At 33.6% G+C, this 18,050-nt stretch carries 21 protein-coding genes; all 21 read left to right on the top strand.

Going from position 1 to position 18,050, the window contains the following annotated elements; translation table 11 throughout:
• Positions 1 to 88: 88 nt before the first annotated feature.
• The 21 genes from IGJ04_RS04145 to IGJ04_RS04045 all read left to right on the top strand — a co-directional run bounded on the left by IGJ04_RS04145 (position 89) and on the right by IGJ04_RS04045 (position 18,041).
• Positions 89 to 1,009: a helix-turn-helix domain-containing protein gene (locus IGJ04_RS04145; protein WP_438839953.1), complete on the top strand. Its 921-nt coding sequence runs from the start codon at positions 89 to 91 to the stop codon at positions 1,007 to 1,009.
• Between the two features lie 275 nt (positions 1,010 to 1,284).
• Positions 1,285 to 1,683 carry a replication initiator protein A gene (locus IGJ04_RS04140; protein WP_289868262.1) on the top strand — a complete coding sequence of 133 codons (399 nt, stop codon included), beginning with the start codon at positions 1,285 to 1,287 and terminating at the stop codon, positions 1,681 to 1,683.
• A gap of 123 nt (positions 1,684 to 1,806) precedes the next feature.
• Positions 1,807 to 1,953, top strand: a complete 147-nt coding sequence (locus IGJ04_RS04135) for a replication initiator protein A (RefSeq protein ID WP_438709840.1) — start codon at positions 1,807 to 1,809, stop codon at positions 1,951 to 1,953.
• A complete protein-coding gene (locus tag IGJ04_RS04130) occupies positions 1,940 to 2,767 on the top strand; it encodes a hypothetical protein (protein ID WP_438839952.1) in 828 nt (275 codons plus the stop codon). The genes IGJ04_RS04135 and IGJ04_RS04130 overlap by 14 nt, the downstream gene beginning before the upstream one ends.
• A 4-nt stretch (positions 2,768 to 2,771) precedes the next feature.
• Complete coding sequence (locus IGJ04_RS04125; protein WP_289868174.1) at positions 2,772 to 3,209, top strand: hypothetical protein; 438 nt, start codon at positions 2,772 to 2,774, stop codon at positions 3,207 to 3,209.
• Complete coding sequence (locus IGJ04_RS04120) at positions 3,206 to 3,340, top strand: hypothetical protein (protein WP_258076823.1); 135 nt, start codon at positions 3,206 to 3,208, stop codon at positions 3,338 to 3,340. Before IGJ04_RS04125 ends, IGJ04_RS04120 begins: the two co-directional genes overlap by 4 nt.
• Positions 3,341 to 3,970: 630 nt before the next feature.
• Positions 3,971 to 4,303, top strand: coding sequence for a hypothetical protein (locus IGJ04_RS04115; RefSeq protein WP_202579720.1), 333 nt, complete (start codon positions 3,971 to 3,973; stop codon positions 4,301 to 4,303).
• A 52-nt stretch (positions 4,304 to 4,355) separates the two neighbouring features.
• Positions 4,356 to 4,556, top strand: a complete 201-nt coding sequence (locus IGJ04_RS04110; protein ID WP_033918864.1) for a hypothetical protein — start codon at positions 4,356 to 4,358, stop codon at positions 4,554 to 4,556.
• Between the two features lie 382 nt (positions 4,557 to 4,938).
• Positions 4,939 to 5,499, top strand: coding sequence for a hypothetical protein (locus IGJ04_RS04105; RefSeq protein ID WP_289868177.1), 561 nt, complete (start codon positions 4,939 to 4,941; stop codon positions 5,497 to 5,499).
• Between the two features lie 118 nt (positions 5,500 to 5,617).
• Positions 5,618 to 9,697: a SpaA isopeptide-forming pilin-related protein gene (locus tag IGJ04_RS04100; RefSeq protein ID WP_438839951.1), complete on the top strand. Its 4,080-nt coding sequence runs from the start codon at positions 5,618 to 5,620 to the stop codon at positions 9,695 to 9,697.
• A 150-nt stretch (positions 9,698 to 9,847) separates the two neighbouring features.
• Positions 9,848 to 10,156 carry a hypothetical protein gene (locus tag IGJ04_RS04095; protein ID WP_438839950.1) on the top strand — a complete coding sequence of 103 codons (309 nt, stop codon included), beginning with the start codon at positions 9,848 to 9,850 and terminating at the stop codon, positions 10,154 to 10,156.
• A gap of 46 nt (positions 10,157 to 10,202) precedes the next feature.
• Entirely contained in the window at positions 10,203 to 10,436 is a 234-nt protein-coding gene (locus tag IGJ04_RS04090; protein ID WP_438839949.1) for a hypothetical protein, read from the top strand.
• A gap of 14 nt (positions 10,437 to 10,450) precedes the next feature.
• Positions 10,451 to 10,684, top strand: coding sequence for a hypothetical protein (locus IGJ04_RS04085; RefSeq protein ID WP_438839948.1), 234 nt, complete (start codon positions 10,451 to 10,453; stop codon positions 10,682 to 10,684).
• A gap of 92 nt (positions 10,685 to 10,776) precedes the next feature.
• Positions 10,777 to 11,277, top strand: coding sequence for a hypothetical protein (locus IGJ04_RS04080; RefSeq protein WP_057086817.1), 501 nt, complete (start codon positions 10,777 to 10,779; stop codon positions 11,275 to 11,277).
• Positions 11,278 to 11,431: 154 nt separating this feature from the next.
• Entirely contained in the window at positions 11,432 to 11,758 is a 327-nt protein-coding gene (locus IGJ04_RS04075; RefSeq protein WP_070363656.1) for a hypothetical protein, read from the top strand.
• 93 nt (positions 11,759 to 11,851) lie between these two features.
• The gene (locus IGJ04_RS04070) at positions 11,852 to 13,330 is read left to right on the top strand and encodes a glucosaminidase domain-containing protein (protein WP_438839947.1); all 1,479 of its coding nucleotides are present in this window, start codon (positions 11,852 to 11,854) and stop codon (positions 13,328 to 13,330) included.
• A 68-nt stretch (positions 13,331 to 13,398) separates the two neighbouring features.
• Complete coding sequence (locus IGJ04_RS04065; protein WP_438839946.1) at positions 13,399 to 14,253, top strand: hypothetical protein; 855 nt, start codon at positions 13,399 to 13,401, stop codon at positions 14,251 to 14,253.
• 610 nt (positions 14,254 to 14,863) lie between these two features.
• Positions 14,864 to 15,247, top strand: coding sequence for a toll/interleukin-1 receptor domain-containing protein (locus IGJ04_RS04060; protein WP_438839945.1), 384 nt, complete (start codon positions 14,864 to 14,866; stop codon positions 15,245 to 15,247).
• A gap of 100 nt (positions 15,248 to 15,347) precedes the next feature.
• Positions 15,348 to 15,629 carry a hypothetical protein gene (locus IGJ04_RS04055; protein WP_438839944.1) on the top strand — a complete coding sequence of 94 codons (282 nt, stop codon included), beginning with the start codon at positions 15,348 to 15,350 and terminating at the stop codon, positions 15,627 to 15,629.
• Positions 15,619 to 16,458: a hypothetical protein gene (locus IGJ04_RS04050; RefSeq protein ID WP_438839943.1), complete on the top strand. Its 840-nt coding sequence runs from the start codon at positions 15,619 to 15,621 to the stop codon at positions 16,456 to 16,458. Before IGJ04_RS04055 ends, IGJ04_RS04050 begins: the two co-directional genes overlap by 11 nt.
• 752 nt (positions 16,459 to 17,210) lie before the next feature.
• Positions 17,211 to 18,041: a hypothetical protein gene (locus tag IGJ04_RS04045; RefSeq protein WP_438839942.1), complete on the top strand. Its 831-nt coding sequence runs from the start codon at positions 17,211 to 17,213 to the stop codon at positions 18,039 to 18,041.
• Positions 18,042 to 18,050 lie beyond the last annotated feature (9 nt).

Below are 18,050 nucleotides of genomic sequence, written 5' to 3'. Positions count from 1 at the left end.
TCACAGCTATAAAAAAATTAACAAAAATGGAATATTTTCTTGAAGATTTTTTTCTATCAGTGTAGGATAAAAGCATCTCATTAAGGAGGTGCTTTTTATTTTTGAAAATAATAGTGGGAATATCCTAAAATCTTTAAGGAAAGAACAAAAATTGACTCAAAAGAAGCTATCTGAGTTAACAGGGATTTCTCAAAGTGCTTTAGTCAAGTATGAGAATGGTACAAGAGGTATTTCAAAAAATGTAGATATTGCGCTAAGCAAGGCTCTGAATGTAGATTCATTGCTTAAAAATGAAGTAGAGAATTTGAGTTATATGATTAACCGAATAATAGAATATAGGGATCTAAATAATTTATCTAATAAAAATTTAGCAAATAAAATCGGAATTAGTGAAGCTTTATTAAGTTATATTTTAAATGGAAGGAGAAAACTTTCAAAAGAGATTCAAAGAAAAATTGCATTATTTTTGTTAAATGATGGAAATGAAAGTTTGATAGATACTAAGTTAGGTGGTGCTTCTTTAAATTTTCCAAGTATTGATAAAAACTTGATGGGGAACAGAATAAAAACTATTCGAAAAAATAGAGGAGAGAGTTTAGAAAAATTTGGTCAAAACTTCACTTGTCCAGCTAGAAAAAATGTGATTAATAGATGGGAAAATGGTGTAAATATTCCTGATGTAGAAAGATTGATGAACGTTGCTTACCTTGGGGGGACGACTGTTCCTGCTCTCTTATATGGAGAAGGTTATAAAAATATGTTAAAAGAGGGAAAGAAGATTAGAAAATTTGAAAAATTGGCTCCTTCTATGCTGGGGGTTAGATTTCGTAAAATTCGAAGTGATTATCGTTTAGAAAGAATAGCTTTCGGTAAACTTTTTTCCCCATCTATTACAAAGTGGTCAATAGATAAATATGAGAATGGAAAGGATGTGCCTAATACAGAACGAATTATTCAGTATGCTTATATTGGAAAAGTCTCATTAGAATTTTTAATATATGGCAACTGATACTATTGTAAAGTGATAATAAAAGAAATTAGAATAATTGACTTTAAAAGTACTTCAATTTGTAGTAATTCTAGAAAAATGAGAACAAAATAAACCTAGATTGTTTAGATAATATAGGTTTGTAAGTGTCTAGTTTCTACCCTAAACATATTTTGAAAATTAGGATTTTCTAATCTATAAAATTCCTTCAAAAAATTAAATGACAATCAAAAAAAGCTCTGTGTAATTCGATTTATCCAGAGCTTTTTTTATGTGTTTTTCTAGGAGGAAAAAATATGGTAAAAAACAAATTTCGCGCAACAGATGTGTTGACACAAGCAACTTTTCACATGCCAAAACTATTTTTTATAAAATCGTCGAAATATTATGCGATGTCTGCTCAAGCAAAATATGTCTATAGCTTACTGAATGAGTACTTAGAAGAATCCTTAATTGAAAAACGCATTGATGAAAAGAAACATGTCTATATTTCTTATGCCAATCAAGAATTAGCTGTTTTACTCAATGTGTCTGAAGAAGAAATTGAGGGAATCAAAAATGAATTAGAAGATTACGACTTATTGACAATTGAATTCGGTCGAATTTATCTAAAAGAATTGATTGCTACAATGGAAGATGTTCATAGCTATCAATACCAAAATTCTTTCTTAATTCATGAGCAAGATGAGGTGTAAAAGATGGCTACAAAGAGATTTACCGCAACTCGTAAATACAATGAATTATACTATCAATTTCCAAAAGTATTTATTACAAGCGAGAAATATCGCTCGTTGTCTGATAAAGCGAAAATTGCGTAAATGGTTTTTCGGTCACGTTTAGATTTAGCCATTCAACGAAATCAAGTGGATAGTCAAGGCTTTGTTTATTTTGAATTTACGGAACAAGAGTTAGCGAAAGTAGTGAATTGTTCTAAATACAATCAAAAAAGAATTGAAAGAATATGAGCTATTAGAAATAGAGGATATGGGGTTTGATCTACAAACGGGAAAAAGAAACAAGGCTCGTTTGTATCTAGGAGAATTAGAAACGACAGAAAATGATGTGTATTCTTTAAGTCCTGATGGCTCAACTAGTGAAGATTCTGCACAAGGAAAAGAAGAGGAGAAATCTGCTAATCATTTAGGAAGTTTCGATGATTTTGGCGAAAAAAATCCATGTGAAAATTCTGCGCAATTATTTAATAATTCTTTTAACAATCTAGATACAAAAATCGATACAGCGATTTTCACAGAAGTATCTAGTAGTTGGCAAAAAGAGTTTATTGTTCGTTACAGAGAAAGTACATTTGTTCCGAAAGATGTTTTGACATGGATTGTTCGCAGTTCAACTGAATGGCGTGAGGCGAAAGAGCAGCTAAACATGATTTATGACAGTAAACGAATTATCGAAAAGCGGCAACGAAAGTATAATCAAAAACATGGTTTATCTGAAGAAAGCGAGTATCGAATTTTAGGGGAAATATTTGCAGAAGATTTAAGTAAGACGTATCAACGCTGTATTCAAAACGAAAAAGTCGCTCGTCATGAAGGCAAAGAAATTCAGAATCGCAAAGGATTTTATTTCAAAGCTTTATTAAATTTTTGGGAATGTTGTGCAAGAGAATTGAATCTGGATCCAATGACAACAGGACTGCCAGAACAAGCAGAAATTCATTACTTCAAGCTAAGCGCTCATGTGGTCATGAAGGCCTGGAAACGCAGATTTATGGGCTGTCACAATTGCCAAAAATTTCGATGCATAATTGGTTGGAGGAATTAGATAAATGAAAATGAATCCCAATCATTTACGTCACATTTGTTGTGAAGTAACATTGTTTAATCGGCAACGTTGGAAGTTATCGAATCGGATTGTTCGAAGGATTATTGTAGATTCAATGGGGAAAAGCACAGTGATTTTGTCAAAAAAATTAGCAACAAAGCAAGATTTCCAACTGTTTTTTTCTCAAGTGAAAGCTATTTTTTTGGATGAAAAAATGATTGCGAATCGTGGTTGTTCGAACCATGATTTGATGGTTTCAAATATTGTTTTCTCACGAATGAAACGTCGACAAGACCTATTAATTCAGGCACGAAAAGCGTATAAAGTATTCAAAAAGCAAGAAAAGCAAAAATGGTCCAGAGGAAAACAAAACGAGCAAATAATGAATAAAAATGTATCGAAACGACCACAGCGACACCAAAAAGAAAGAGGGAAGACATGAAAACTATCCGATTTTACTTGCTTGCACTAATTGTTTTTCCTGTGGTTTTGTTGGGTGTATTGGTTTTAGAACTTGGAATTAAACTAACAACTATTTATCGACGGTTAAAAAATAAAACAGAAAGAAACTAGCCTTTTTTGTTTGTTAGTTTTTATTTGAGCTAACAAACAAGGAATAAACGAGTAAGTAACGAGCGGATAAATCGCTATCGAAAAAAGGATAAGAGAGCACACGGACACGAAATGTAAATACTTTTTAGGAGCATTTGATGATGAAAGGGAAAGCTCGCTAGCGGAAGGAACCCCTTGAACTAGGGGATTAGAAATACTCAAGGAGAAGAAATTCCTCCTTCAAACGGAAGCGATACACGTAAACTTATTTATTTCTTTTGGGAAATCTTTGAAAACTAGATAGAAACAGGACTTTCTAAGTTAATCAGCGTGTCTAACAGGGACTTAGGAAGGATAAACCACCTAAAAGTATGGTGAATCTGAAGACAGTATAAAATCACGACACGTATTAATGGGTGTGGCACAGAACAAAAAAGTTTATTTGTGTGGATCAGGTAGTATGAAAAACATATGGTGACGAGTACAATCGTCCGCTCGTTTTTTAAGAGAGCAAAGACACTTTTTAGAGTTTTGGGTTGCTGACGCTAGAAACCCTGTGAGAAAAAAATCTGTTAACTTGTTAATAATTTGTAAAAACTAGTAAACAAAAGAGGCTAGTTTTAGAGAAGATTTCAAAGAAAGGGTGAGGAGATGAATTTGACATGTGACAGAGTCGTTCAAAAGAAAGACTATTCAAATAGTTTATGTAAGGTTGATATTCCGGATTTTGTAAGAAAAAGAATTGATTATTTTGCGAATTTTATTCCAAAAGGAATGACGTATTCAGACTTATATTTATTTACGATAGCTGAACCGACCGAAGAAGTATCAGTGATGTTTGAAGAAATTTTTGTTAGTCCATATCTTGAGATGGATCAAGCATTTATCAAATGGTATCGAGAACCGAAGTATTGGAAGCAACGCCAAATAGAATTAGCGAATGCAGTTATTCAGATATATCAACAAAAAATACTGAATGGATAACTGAATACTGTCTAATGTCAATAGACAGAGTAAGAGAGGAAAGGAATTTTGCATGAATAAGAAAAAAGAGCAATGCAGTTTAAATCAATTAAATAAAAAAACAATTGTGCTTGTAACAATGGACGGTAAAAAAGTATCAGGCATTCTTGCAGGTGTAACGAAATATGAATTGTATATCGAACAAGTGCATGAGGGGAAAAAAGGACAAATGTTTGTTTTCTTTAAACATGCAGTGAAATACATTCGTTGGTAAAACGATTGAATTGGAGAAAAGTGAAATGTGTGATTTTTTGAAAAGCAAAAAAAGAATTGAAAATTTTTTCTATTTACTTGATTATTTTTATTAGTTTTTTATTTGGGACTTTAAATGAGAAAATGGTGAATAGACAACTTGTTTTTGAGGAAATATTAAACACTATTCAAAATCAATGTGAAAAAATTAGAGGTTTGAAAGAAGAGGAATATTCTATTGATCAAGTGTTTCTGTTTTGTTGGATACAGAAAAAGCAATAATAGCGAGTACAATCAGTACGATTGAACCAACTGCAACAATGTATTTCTTATTCATAAAACCTCCGTTGTAAAATTGTTTATTATTGTTTTACTTGTAAATCCAAGACAGAAAACACTTCATTTTGAGTTTTGATGGCAATGTAGCAAGTGTGCAAAACAGCGCAGGTGAAACTGTGGCTCAAACAGTGATTCAAGATACAGACAAAGTAAATCCTTCTCAACCTGTCGGACAACCTGCACAAGAAGCAACAACGAATAATGTAGTAACAGATAACACACAAACTGGAAATGTTGAAGCAGCACCAAGTACACCAGAACAAACGCCAGTTCAACCAGATAATGGCAGTCAAGGCGGACAAACAACGCCTTCTACACCAGAAAATAATCAACCGTCAACTCCTGAAAATGGGGGAACGACAACACCAGAACAACCAAGCCAACCTGGCGGAGGCAATCAAGGTGGTTCAAATGGAGGAACAACAACTCCTGAGCAACCAGAAACTCCACAAGAACCAACGCCAGATAATGAACCAGCTGGACGTGTAAGTCCTTGGTTCATGACATATGAGGAAGCTGAAGCTTGGGCAGAAAAAAATCTAACTGATGAAGAATACAATAGATCAGGTCTTGCCACTAGCTCATTTTCTGATGGTACAATCAGATATTGTGTAACATTAAATTAAGATAGGCACTATACTTATGAAAGATCTTTAACGTTTATGTTAAAGGTCTTTTTTTGTACAAAAATTTCACCAATTTAGGTGTTTATATAGATAAATTTTTAATTAAGGGGGCAAACAAATGCGATTAAAAAAATTATGTACACTCTTTGCTGTAGCAGTGTTAGGAATGAATTCTTTAACTCCTGTAACACAAGTAGTAGCTGAAGAACTTCCGTCTATGGCAACTACAGAAACAACTGCTTCTGAAAGTACGTCCAGTACGACGGAAACTTCAAAAGAAGAAACAACAGAAAAAACTCAAACAAGTTCTTCTGAAAAAGAGAAGACAAGTGAGACAAAAGAGGATGAAACAAGTACACAAACTCAGCCGTCAACAGACACGGAAATGGGCGAATCAACAGTTAACGCTGATAATTCAAGTCCAGAAGTGGCAAAAGGTGAAGAACAACTGTATTCTTCTGATAGATCTGCCTATACTTATTTAGAAGGAAATGAAACAGAGCTTGTAAAAGCAGAATTACTTTCTTTTATGGACGCACATACACAAGAAATTCAAGCAATCAAAGGTGCTTCTTATGAAGCACACGTAGGATTTACTGCTTCAAATGGTAAGTTGTATGAATTCACTCCAGTTGAATCAGCGTCTAGATTGCGTAGAGCAGTAGAAGAACGAGCAGGAATAACGATTCAAGTTGTTCGTCAATTTGCGGTTAATTGGCATATTCGGATGCCTAATAGTGGCTTAGAAACATGGGGCTCAGTTTATGATGAAATGGCTACTCCTGATGGAAAACCACTTTTTTGTATTGAACCAGGGCTTTTGGTTAATGGTTTTGGTGGATATACACAAACAGTAATGCCTAGTCAGATTACAAAAAGAATGAAACAAGGTGCAACAGTAGGATATACTAAAACTAAAGATATTCCACATTATTGGAATACTCAAACATTTTTGTGGGATGAACTAGGTGTTCAATGGATTCAAAACAGTGGACGCAATCAAGGGATTATTAATGAAATCCATAATGGAATTGCGAATCTTGCAAAACGACCTTCATTTAACAATCAACAAGTAACATTAAAAGTAGGCCAATCTGTAACGTTAACAGATACAAATGGCGTATTTAAAGATTATCAAAAAATGAGTAGTAACACGGCAGGAGTAAAAGTAGAGAGAAATGGCAATCAATTAAAGCTAACAGCAACTGCCTCAAGTAATGAAACAGGAAATGTTAGTTTTTTACGTTATTCAGAAGATCCTAATAATATTGCATATGTTAAACCAGGAAGTCAGACAGTTGCAGTTTTAGGAGATCCTGATAGAGCTAAAATTAGTATTCCAATCAAAGTTCTAAAAAACGGTAATGTAAAAATCAAAAAAGTGGACGCAGACACAGGAAAAGCTATTTCTGGTGCGAAATTCAAACTTTCTTATGGTGGCCGAAATGTAGAAGTGGTAACTAACGCTAATGGTGAAGCTGACCTGAAAGACATTCCTCACGGAACAAAAGTAATCCTTGAAGAAATTCAAGCAGCGAACGGCTACGTTCTTAACAAAACACCACAAACAGTTACAATTGAAGCAAATAAAACAATTACAGTTACGTTCAAAAATAAAAAACAAGTGGGCCGCTTAGATCTTATCAAAGAAGATAAGGAAACAGGCAATCAAGCGCAAGGCTCTGCTAAGTTAGAAGGTGCTGTGTATGGTTTATTTGAAACAAACGGTCAAAAAGTAAAAGAAGTGACGTTGAAAAAATCTGGAGACAAAGTCACAGGTTCTTTTGAAAACATTCAAATTATGCATGACTATTATGTTCAAGAAATCAAAGCACCAGAAGGATATACGTTAGATAAAACAAAATATCCAGTAAACATTGCATATGCAGGCCAAGATAAAACTGTCGCAGTAAAAACAATGACGCTAAAAGACCAAGTCATCAAAGGTGGCGTGGAAATTGTTAAAATTGGTGACAAACCACTTGTCAAAAAAGTCCTTGATACAATCGCAGGAAAAGCAGACAATATCAAGCCTCAATTAGAAGGGGCAGAATTCACTATCACGTCAAAAACAACTGGAAAAGTTGTAAAAGTGATGACAACGGATAAAAATGGTAAAGCAAGTACAGGTAAAACATTGCCTTACGATTCTTATGTAATGACAGAAACTAAAACGCCAGAAGGTTACTTGCCAATTGAGCCAATCGAATTTACTATTTCAGAAGAAGACCAAAAATTCTTCTGGGTATTGGAAGATAAAATCATTGAAGCTCGTCTACATTTAGTCAAAGTGGACGCAGAAACAGGAAAAAATATTCCGCTACGCGATACCACGTTCAAAATTTGGGACCGCTGGGCAAATGACGGTAAAGGCGACTATGTTTCTATGCGTGTACCAAACTCATTAGAAATTAGTGACGAATTCAAAACCAATGAAAAAGGGGAATTTGTGACAAGCGATAGCTTACCTTACGGAAAAAATCGTTATGAAATTCGTGAGTTACGTGCGCCAGAAGGCTACTTAATTGCGACTGAACCAGTTGTTTTCTCTGTTACTGAAGCCGATGCAGGTGGTGTAATTACGATTAAATTCGAGAATATGCCACAAAAAGGCCAAGTAAAAATCCATAAGACAGGTGAAAAAGGAATTTCTACCGTTGAAAAAGAATGTGAGTACGGGAAATATGCGGAAATTCAATATGACCAAGTGGATTTAGCAGGTGTGAAATTCAAAATCCGTGCAAGAGAAGATATTACAACACCAGACGGAACAGTTCGTTTGGCCAAAGGTGAATATGTTCAAAAAGACGGTAAAGATTTTGAGTTAGTAACAAATGATTTAGGAATGACTGAATCTGAGCCAAACTTGTATCTAGGTAAATACGAAGCAGTGGAAATCGAAGCACCAAATGGTTTTGTGATGTTAAAAGACCCAATTCCTTTTGAAATCAAATACGAAGGACAACTGGTTGAATTGGCTTCTACAACCGTTAAAGTGGAAAATCAATTGCAAGAAATCAACGTATACGGCTACAAGAAACAAGAAGTTGTAACTGGTTGGGAAGACGGCAAACCAGTGATCGAGCTAGAAAATGCGAAGAATGGCCAAGTCTTTGGCTTGTTTGTTGGTGAAGGTGGTATTCAAATTGGCTTTGATATTTTACCTCATGATACTGCATTAGCTTTTGCGAAAGTCAAAGACGGCAAATTAGCTTTTGAAGGCTTAACATTACCAAATGTAGAAAGTAATTTCTACTTAAAAGAAATTGATGCAGGTAATGACCATGTGTTGGACGAAACCAAATATGGATTTAAATATGTACCTTCTACGAATGAAAAAGAGCATACGATTCATGTATTTACGGACGGATACGCTGAAAACAAAGAAATCTTGACGAAAATGGTTCGAAAAGAGATTGAAAACAAATTGGCGTATACAGACGTAGAGCTAATCAAAACGGATAATTTAGGAAACAAACCACTTGAAGGGGTTGAGTTCAAATTGATCCGTGTAGACGGTAAAAAAGAAACTGTGGTAAATACGTACAAAACAGATAAAGACGGAAAAATCGCTGTGAAGAAATTACCAACAGGGAACTACAAATTCAAAGAAACAAAACCTTTGAAATGGTACTATCCAAATACAGACGATTTGAGCTTTGAAGTAACGCCAGAAACGAATGGCCAAGTCATTTCCCTTAAAGCAGTCAACAAACGCAAACCAATGGAAATTACGACACTTTTAGCGACTGTAGACGGTAAGAAAGAAGCGAACCCAACGATTGACAATACATTACGTGATGAAGTGAAAATCAAAGGTTCTGAAGTAGGACACACGTACACTATCGTTACTCCATACGTAGACCCAGAAACGAAAAAAGTGATTACGACTGTTGAATCAACGTATACAGCAAAAGCCGAAAATGAAACGATCCATGTAGATATTCCAATTGCGAAAAATACAATGAAAGACGGTCAAAAAGGGGTAGCTACTCACTATATCTATTACGATAAAGAAAAAACAAAACTTGTTGGTAAAGAAGATAACTTGGCCAATAAAGACCAAACAGTTACCTTCAAAACACCAAAAGCATTACCAAAAACAGGAGAAACAGCAAATGTTGCATATGTAGCATTAGGGCTGTTTCTTTTTGTATGCGCAAGTGTTGTGTTGGTACGGCGTAAAGTCAAAGAATAATTGAGCATGACGAATAAGCGATTAGATTTCTTCTAACCGCTTATTCGATTTTGTAAAGAGTGGAATTGTAGACAATAAAAATTAACAGGAGAAGTGAAGATTAAAAGCTCTTTGCTTTTTTGTTAGTTAAAGTATGTAGGAGGTAAGCAAATGTTGTTATATATTGTTCAAAAATACAAGGGAGCTATTTATGTTGAAGATAGTATCATTTTTTATGATAAAAAATGGATGGAAGAATATATAAAAGAAAAAAAAGAATCTGAATTATATACGTACAGAGGGATTATAATTAATCCTTTTTTAACTGAAGATGCATTAATGAAATTCAATTTTTCAATTGAAAGAGATATTTTAGCACTTCATGAAGAGTTCATACAAATAGTAAAACCTGAATATAGGTTTTTATCAGAGAAATTGTTTTATAAAGTGTGTCCTTTTATAATCAATCGGTTCTCTTAACTAATAAAATTAGAGATAGTCAAAAGAGACTATTTCTAGTTTTGTTATGATATTTGAAGTGAAATTGGGAGGAATGATAGTTGTTAATGAGGTCTATCTAAATAAACAAAAACAATTTAAAAAACTTGCAGACAATGCTATTGATTTGTATCAAGTGGACTTTTCGTATTCAGGAGAGTTAAGCGGAATTACAACTGATAATCAAGAGGTACGTGTCAATCAAGATGGAACAGAGTTGTTTGTAAATGATAAGAAAATAGAAGGAGACATACACAAATAAGGAGAAGGAGATCAATGCTTTCTAAATTTTTGAACAATTTTAACAAGAAAAAACAAAGTAGAAATAAACAAAGAAATATCCATAAAAATTGGTTTTTAGACGCTAATATCTTGACTGATAATTCCACAAAGCCTATTAGCCAATCAAAGAAAATGAGAAAAAATGCTTGCTTTATGCAAGTAACTGATGCCAATTTTTTTATTATACCTGAATCAAGAAATCCGAAATTTGGAAAATGGAATAGGTAGTAAAGAGTATCTTATGTAGAAAATTTGTAAAAATAATTAAAAGTAGGGTTAGGAGAAAATGTTGTTTATTTTTATGTTGAGGAGGAATCTCTGTGTTTTCAAGAATATTATCTGAATTTGCTTCTGTTGAAACTGTTATTGTTTATTTATTACCATCAGTGTTATTGGCATTGTTTTTTCTTTTGTTGCTTACATGTATTGCTTTTTATTCTAAAATATCAAAAATCAAAAGAATTTGTCTTTTAGCAGGGTTAAGTTTTTTTCTTATTGCTACATGTATAACGGGTTATATTTATAACAAAAAAGAGAATGAGTGGAAGGATACTATTCAACATAGTTTGAAAGAAAAACATTATCAATTACCAGGAATGGTAGACGATAAGTCTAAACCAATTATACAGTTTTATCCTAACCCTGTTCTAAATTTTTATGAATCATTGAAAAACGAAGGACCATCTTTTTTTGTTAATTTTAAAACAGAGGATAGGAGAATAAATCCAAAATTTTATTTAACAGGAGAGATTCGAGGAAATAAAGTAACAAATATTCAAATCGTTAATAACAAAAATGTAAAGGAGAAACTTTTACAATGAGTAGCATTCTTTTTGCCTGTGGCTTACTTGTTGGTCTTTTCTTAGGTGTATTTCTAAGTTATCTAGCTTTACACGTTGAGTAACATAGTATTTTTTGACAGTGAAGTTCACTGTTTTTACTTATAATAATTGAGAAAATTTTAGGAGGAACTTTATGGGAAGTATTTTTAAAGCTGAAGGAAAAGCTTTGGCAGTGAGAGAAACAGATGTAAAACTTTATTATGATGAAAATAATTATCTTTTTCGGATTTCACTTTTACCAAATAAAGTGTTGGAATTTCAGAAGAATGGTTTGTTGAAGCCAGATCAGTTGAGGGCATATACCCAGATAATTTTGATACATTCAGGTAAGTGTTTGCCAATACCGATTGTACAAGGAAGTCATGGAGTTTGGAAAGATTTGTTTGGATTTGACGTACCAAAATCATCCAAAATAAAGAAACGAAAATTAAACAAGTGGCACCTAAAAGCAAAAAATTAAAAAAATTTTTACAGTGTATTAAAAAAGCTTTCACAAACAGATGTATATACTTCTGTTTGGTAAGAAAAAAATGAAATAAATGGAGGAAAAGTCATGAAGAAAACAAGTAAATTATTGTCTGCATTATTAGTTGTTAGCCAAGTGTTCGGCTATACACCAGCAGTTTTTGCAAATGAAGAACCTACGTCGCCAACGCTTTCTTCAGAATCTGCGACGGTTCAAGAAGGAAGTACTGGAGAACAAACAGAAGAAACCGTTGATTCTACACCAGAAACAACGCCAGAAGTACCACCAACAGATTCTTCCACGGAGGAACAACCGACTACGCCTGAACAGCCAGTAGAACCAGAAACGCCTACAGTGCCAGATTCAAGCAAACCAGAAACCACACCCGTAGAACCCGAACAAAAACCAGAAGAAAATCAGCCTGTGGAAGAGTCTAAGCCAACGGATTCTACAACGATACAAACACCACAAAAGCCGACAGAAACGCCGACGAATCAGCCAAATGTGTCCACTCAATCTGGTGTTTCTACTAATACAGAAACAAGCACAACAAATCAAGAAACAGCAGCACCTGTTGTAGACGAAGTCAAAGAATACCACCAAGCTCCATCAGCGCCTATTCAAGAGTTAGTGCCAGAAAGTACGCTTTCTTCAGATGGAACAATTCACTTTGAAAAAAATGAAAGTGTGGAACAATTTATTCAAAAAATTGGAGAAGCGGCTAGAAAAGTGGGCCAAGAAAATGATTTGTATGCTTCCGTTATGATTGCGCAAGCGATTTTAGAATCTGCTAGTGGTCAAAGTTTACTATCAAAAGCACCAAATTATAATTTATTTGGCATCAAAGGGACACATAACGGAAAAGGGGTCTCTTTTGCGACACAAGAGGATTTAGGCAATGGAACGCTTTATACTACCCAAGCAACCTTTAGACAATATCAGAGCTACGAAGAGAGCCTGAAAGACTATGCGAAACTCTTAAAAGAAGGGTTGGCAGGTAATGCTTCTTTTTATGAAGGTGTCTGGAAAAGTAAAGCGAAAACCTATCAAGAAGCTACTCAGTATTTGACAGGACGTTATGCGACAGATAGTCAATACAATCAGAAATTAAACGGCTTAATTGAAACCTACGACTTAATGATGTATGATCACCCGAAAGCGACAGTAGAAATGACAGAATCTGATTTTCCAGCGTATAACGGTGAAAACTACGATACGTCTAATAGCTATGCGTGGGGGAATTGTACGCAATATGTCTATAATCGAATCACTCAATTAGGTAAACACATTGACTTAACGATGGGAAATGGAAAAGACTGGGGAGTGACTGGTCTAGCTCGAGGGTATGAAGTGAGTCGCACACCACAAGCTGGAACAGCTGTTTCCTTTCCTGCAGGCGTGTTGGGTGCAGACCCAGTTTATGGTCATGTCGCATTTGTAGAAAAAGTGAATCAAGACGGTTCTATTTACATTTCAGAAATGAATGTACAAGGATTAAACATCGTATCTACTCGTACAATTCCAGCAACTCAAACGAGTATGTTGAATTATATCATGCCCAAATAAAGAAACAGAGAAAAGCAGACAATGTGTCTGCTTTTCTTTTGTTTCTACGAGAAAGGATTTTGAAAAAAATGAAAAATGATGTTAAAAAAATGTTCAACGAGTTAAAAAGGGAAATGAAAGAAACGAAAAATAAATGTAAAGCAACCCTAACAAGTTTTGCGTTTTATCGTATTCAATGGATGAATCTTATTTATTTTATCAAACACCTTGCGAAGATAGTCTGGCTGTTGTATTTTTGGAATTTTAGTCTAATTTATTTTGAATTAGATAAAATTTTGGGAATATCTAAACAACAGCTGTTTACTGCTGTAGCCACCACGTTAAGTAGTTTTTTACTTATTTGGTTTCTTGGCCATTTTGTAGGTTTGTTATGGGACATATCTAACTCAGATTATAAAAGAGAGCGATTCTGTCATTTAGTAAAATCATTTACCAATTATTGTTGTGTATGGTTTGTCTATTTAATTTGGCAAAAACAAATTCCGAATATCCAAACGTTGGATGATATTCCAATAGAATTCATTTTTACATTTCTTTCCAATTTAGTAACGTTTCTTTTAAGTACTCTTGCGATTCACCTTTTTTGGAAAAGAGCGAGAAACCATTTAGCTGTTATTGCAGATTATAGGGAAAAAAGAGAGGCTGATTCTATCCCTAAACGTATTCAAGATCAAGTTATTTTGTCTGATTACGCTAAGCAGCTTTTTGTTCCAGTTGGTTTAAAAAAAGTTGAACATGAGCTTGAAAACCAGCCTGCCTATATAGAAGGACAATCTGCTCATACTCATATAGAAAAATATCTAGAAGAAACATTTGTTATTGTGAAATTGAAGTGGTCAATTATCGAGCCGAAAAGTTTATCGGTGCAAGAATGTGTGCTTGAAACTGATTCATCATTCACTTTAGAAGAAGCTAGTGAATGAGAATAAAAAGAAAAAAGGTATTTAAAAAGTGAAAAGCTAATAGTTTCTAAAACAAGAAGCTTCTGAGTAAAGGAAATAAAAAAAGAGAAGCAATCACACCTGATTGCTTCAACAGCGTTTTAGAAAATAGTTTCTAATTTTTTTTTTGAGGTAAGTATGTTATTTATATAACATATTTTTTTTTAAAATTCAATAAAAAATACCAGTCTTTTAGACTGGCAGTCGTAAATTCGATGCGTTGAATTTACTAAGGATTACACTATATGTTTGAGTTTACTGGCTTAACTACTTTATATCAAAAATTTAAAAATTTTTCAATAAAAAATTCACTGCCTCAATAAATGTAGTTGAGACAGTGAAAAATGTGATCGTAGTTAATACAAAGTTAATTATTATATAAAAAAAGAGGAACAGTCAATATAAAAAATACCCAGCCAATCAACCACTGATTGACGGGGTATTTTTATAAATAATTAGACTATTAAACCAGAAAGAAACGCCCGCTAGTTTCCGCTAACGGGCGTTCGAGTGTGACAAAGAATCGCCATTCTTTCTTCATTTATACCATAAGTTTGTTTGTTATTTCAAGCAAAAAAAGAAAAAGTTGTTTGTGTCATACTGTCATAAGAATAAAGCAGAAGTAGAAAAAATTATTTCCGGATTGAGAGAATATGGTTTAGATTTTTGGTTAGACGAAGAACAAATTGATGTAGGCGACAGATTAATGGAACGAGTAGACGAAGACGTTCGTTTATCGGATATTCCGATTATATTTTTGAGTGAAGCAACTAAAGAAGCGATGTTTGCTAAGCATGAATTATTCGTTTTTTTTGATAAAGTGATTTATCAACAATCAACTGCTAAGCCTTGGTTTATTGTAAAACTAGACCAAGTAAACCCCAATGATATTATGTTTGGCTTAGGAAATTTCAAGTATATTGATTATGAACATAGTACAATTGAAGAAATCGCTCAAGCAATTGAAAAAAGATGAATTAAGTCAACACTAGCTACTAACAAATGGGATGTTAGTAGTTTTTTGTTATTCAAAAATAAAAAAACAAGGAAAAAGGTAGAAGGGAGAAAATCAAACAATGAACAATTTTTTATTGTTAATGATACTACCGATATCAACAGCAGTATCATTGGTATTAATTAGATTCATGGAGGAAAAATATAGAGAACGTCGACGTTTATTGACTGACAAACAAAAAGCAATTCAAGAGTCGCTGGACTTTTTAAAGCAGGTCAACGATGAAATACAACGAGTTCAACTAGAAAATGAAGAATTACGTTCACAAAATCGTGCGTTGCGACAAGCAAACAGTCACTCTGTAGAATTTATGAAGGAAGAAGGTTTAACAAATGAAAAATGATGCTAAAAAAATGTTCCACGAGTTAAAAAGAGAAATGAAAGAAACCAAAAATAAGTGTGTAGCAACCCTAACAAGTTCTGCGTTTTATCGCGTGCAATTGATGAATCTTATTTATTTTATCAGATATCGTGCGAAGATAGTCTGTCTACTGTACTTTTTTAATTTTAGTCTACTTTGTTTTGAATTAGACAAAAGTTTTAAACAACAGCTGTTTACAAACGTAGCAGACACAATAAGTAATGTTTTACTTTTTGTGGTTTTTGTTCAATTTATGTTTTTGGGACTATTAGGCTTTAAAAGAGAGCGGTTATGCCGTTTTGTAAAATCTTGCATTGTCTGTTGGTGTGTATTGAGAGTTAATTCCACATGGCAAGGACAAATTCCAAATATCCAAACATTGGATGATATTCCAAGGGAATTTGATGTTACATTCCTTTCCAATTTAGTAACGTTTCTTTTAAGTAGCCTTGCAATTTATCTTTTTTGGCAAAGAGCAAGGAACCATTTAGCTGTTATTACAGATTATAGAGAAAAAAGAGAGACTGCTTCTATTCCTAAACATATTCAAGATCAAGTTATTTTATCGGATTATGCTAAGCAGATTTTTGTTCCAGTTGATTTCAAAATAGTTGAACATGAGCTTGAAAACCAACCTGCTTATATAGAAGGACAATCTGCTTATACTCATGTAGAAAAATATCTAAGAGAAACATTTGCTACTGTGAAATTGAAGTGGTCAATTATCGAACCGAAAAGTTTATCGGTGCAAGAATGTGTTCTTGAGACTGATTCATCAGTCACTTTAGAAGAATCTGGTGAACGAGAATAAAAAGAAAAGAGACAGTTAAAAAGTGGAAAGCTAATAGTTTCTAAAACAAGAAGCTTCTGAGTAAAGGAAATAAAAAAGAGAAGCAATCATGACTGATTGCTTCAAGTGCGGTTTAGAATTTTTGTTTTTGTTACTTGATTGAGGTAAGTATCTTTTTTATATCATATCTTTTGTTGGAATTCAATAAAAAATACCAGTCCGAGAGACTGGCAATCGTAAATTCGATGCGTTGAATTTACTAAGGATTACAATATATGTTTGAGTTTACTTGCTTAACTATTTTATATCAAAACTTAGTAAAAATTTCAATAAAAAATTCACTGCCTCAATAAATATAGTTGAGACAGTGAAAAATGTGATGGTAGTTAATACAAAGTTAATTATTATATAAAAAAAAGAGGAATAGTCAATATAAAAAATCCCCAGCCAATCGACCACTGATTGACGGGGTATTTTTATAAATAATTAGACTATTAAACCAGAAAGAAACGCCCGCTAGTTTCCGCTAACGGGCGTTCGAGTGTGACAAAGAATCGCCATTCTTTCTTCATTTATACCATAAGTTTATTTGTTATTTCAAGCAAAAAAAGAAAATGTCCAGTACCGCAAATACTGGACTTTAAAGGAGTTTGTTTAGTGACAACACCATAAAGACTGGTGATATTTATAACTATTTTATAACATAAAGCGATTTCTTAGGCAAGTAGTTTTTACTTGCTTTTTTTGTTGCTTTGAGAGGAGGTGAGGAAGAAATGAACGAAAAAGAACTAGCTATAAAAAAATGGTTACTACATTTGTTAGATCAAGTTTATCTTGATGCAGATGCGTACAAAAACTTTTTTATACGTATTTTACCAAAAGAGCGAAAGCGTGTAACAGGCACTTATCATTCAGTTGAACGAGTGATTGAGGTAAGTAACTTGTTACGGCCTCCAGAAGTAATTGCTTTAAGTGTCATAAAGCTTTTAGCCCAACATATTGTTGTGGTCAATCAAGAATTATTTGACACAGAAGAATCAGAAGTAAGTATCTGTAAAGAATTACTAACAGAATTAATCAATCAAGGAAAAATTAGTAAGAAAGAACTAGGAACGATGGTTGATACAGGAATGTTAGAAGACGAAATGGCGGTGTATGGAGAAATTTCTACATGGTCAGAAAAAGAGACAGAAGACTTACTTTGTGTGGTGGTTAGAAATAGTTTTTCTCTTAAAGGAGCATTACGAAAACGAGGGTATAAATGGTTGTCAGCTAGAAAAGCATGGATTAAAACTTATTCTTCGTTAGAAACTGCTGAAGAGGAAAAAAGCAGCTTGTGGACGTTAAGCAGTGAAATAGACATTGGTCTTGAAACACCGATACAATGTTTATTTCATTTTGATTATTTTCTTGCCATTAAACAACCAGAAGTCAATGGTGACCAAATGGAAGTGCTTGGCTATGTCTATGAAAATTACGGAATTACCAAAAAATTTGTTAAGCGCGTTCCTACTTGTTTATTTTCAAATGAACGAGAACGGTTGGCAAAATTAGAAATTCCATTTGAATTAGTCGTACCGAAAGAACGTCAGGTCGTGTATTAAACACATAAA

The sequence above is a fragment of the Enterococcus sp. AZ050 genome, assembly GCF_051715085.1.
GTDB classification, from domain to species: Bacteria; Bacillota; Bacilli; order Lactobacillales; family Enterococcaceae; genus Enterococcus; species Enterococcus faecalis.
This window is presented reverse-complemented; position numbering and strand designations above follow the sequence as displayed.

What these genes read in the sequence shown, in the direction of transcription:
- IGJ04_RS04140 (WP_289868262.1), top strand. Translation starts at nt 1,285, where the DNA reads ATGGTAAAAAACAAATTTCGCGCAACAGATGTGTTGACACAAGCAACT.
- IGJ04_RS04095 (WP_438839950.1), top strand. Translation starts at nt 9,848, where the DNA reads ATGTTGTTATATATTGTTCAAAAATACAAGGGAGCTATTTATGTTGAA.
- IGJ04_RS04135 (WP_438709840.1), top strand. Translation starts at nt 1,807, where the DNA reads ATGGTTTTTCGGTCACGTTTAGATTTAGCCATTCAACGAAATCAAGTG.
- IGJ04_RS04100 (WP_438839951.1), top strand. Translation starts at nt 5,618, where the DNA reads ATGCGATTAAAAAAATTATGTACACTCTTTGCTGTAGCAGTGTTAGGA.
- IGJ04_RS04110 (WP_033918864.1), top strand. Translation starts at nt 4,356, where the DNA reads ATGAATAAGAAAAAAGAGCAATGCAGTTTAAATCAATTAAATAAAAAA.
- IGJ04_RS04045 (WP_438839942.1), top strand. Translation starts at nt 17,211, where the DNA reads ATGAACGAAAAAGAACTAGCTATAAAAAAATGGTTACTACATTTGTTA.
- IGJ04_RS04115 (WP_202579720.1), top strand. Translation starts at nt 3,971, where the DNA reads ATGAATTTGACATGTGACAGAGTCGTTCAAAAGAAAGACTATTCAAAT.
- IGJ04_RS04075 (WP_070363656.1), top strand. Translation starts at nt 11,432, where the DNA reads ATGGGAAGTATTTTTAAAGCTGAAGGAAAAGCTTTGGCAGTGAGAGAA.
- IGJ04_RS04055 (WP_438839944.1), top strand. Translation starts at nt 15,348, where the DNA reads ATGAACAATTTTTTATTGTTAATGATACTACCGATATCAACAGCAGTA.
- IGJ04_RS04070 (WP_438839947.1), top strand. Translation starts at nt 11,852, where the DNA reads ATGAAGAAAACAAGTAAATTATTGTCTGCATTATTAGTTGTTAGCCAA.
- IGJ04_RS04090 (WP_438839949.1), top strand. Translation starts at nt 10,203, where the DNA reads ATGATATTTGAAGTGAAATTGGGAGGAATGATAGTTGTTAATGAGGTC.
- IGJ04_RS04085 (WP_438839948.1), top strand. Translation starts at nt 10,451, where the DNA reads ATGCTTTCTAAATTTTTGAACAATTTTAACAAGAAAAAACAAAGTAGA.
- IGJ04_RS04120 (WP_258076823.1), top strand. Translation starts at nt 3,206, where the DNA reads ATGAAAACTATCCGATTTTACTTGCTTGCACTAATTGTTTTTCCTGTG.
- IGJ04_RS04065 (WP_438839946.1), top strand. Translation starts at nt 13,399, where the DNA reads ATGAAAAATGATGTTAAAAAAATGTTCAACGAGTTAAAAAGGGAAATG.
- IGJ04_RS04125 (WP_289868174.1), top strand. Translation starts at nt 2,772, where the DNA reads ATGAAAATGAATCCCAATCATTTACGTCACATTTGTTGTGAAGTAACA.
- IGJ04_RS04050 (WP_438839943.1), top strand. Translation starts at nt 15,619, where the DNA reads ATGAAAAATGATGCTAAAAAAATGTTCCACGAGTTAAAAAGAGAAATG.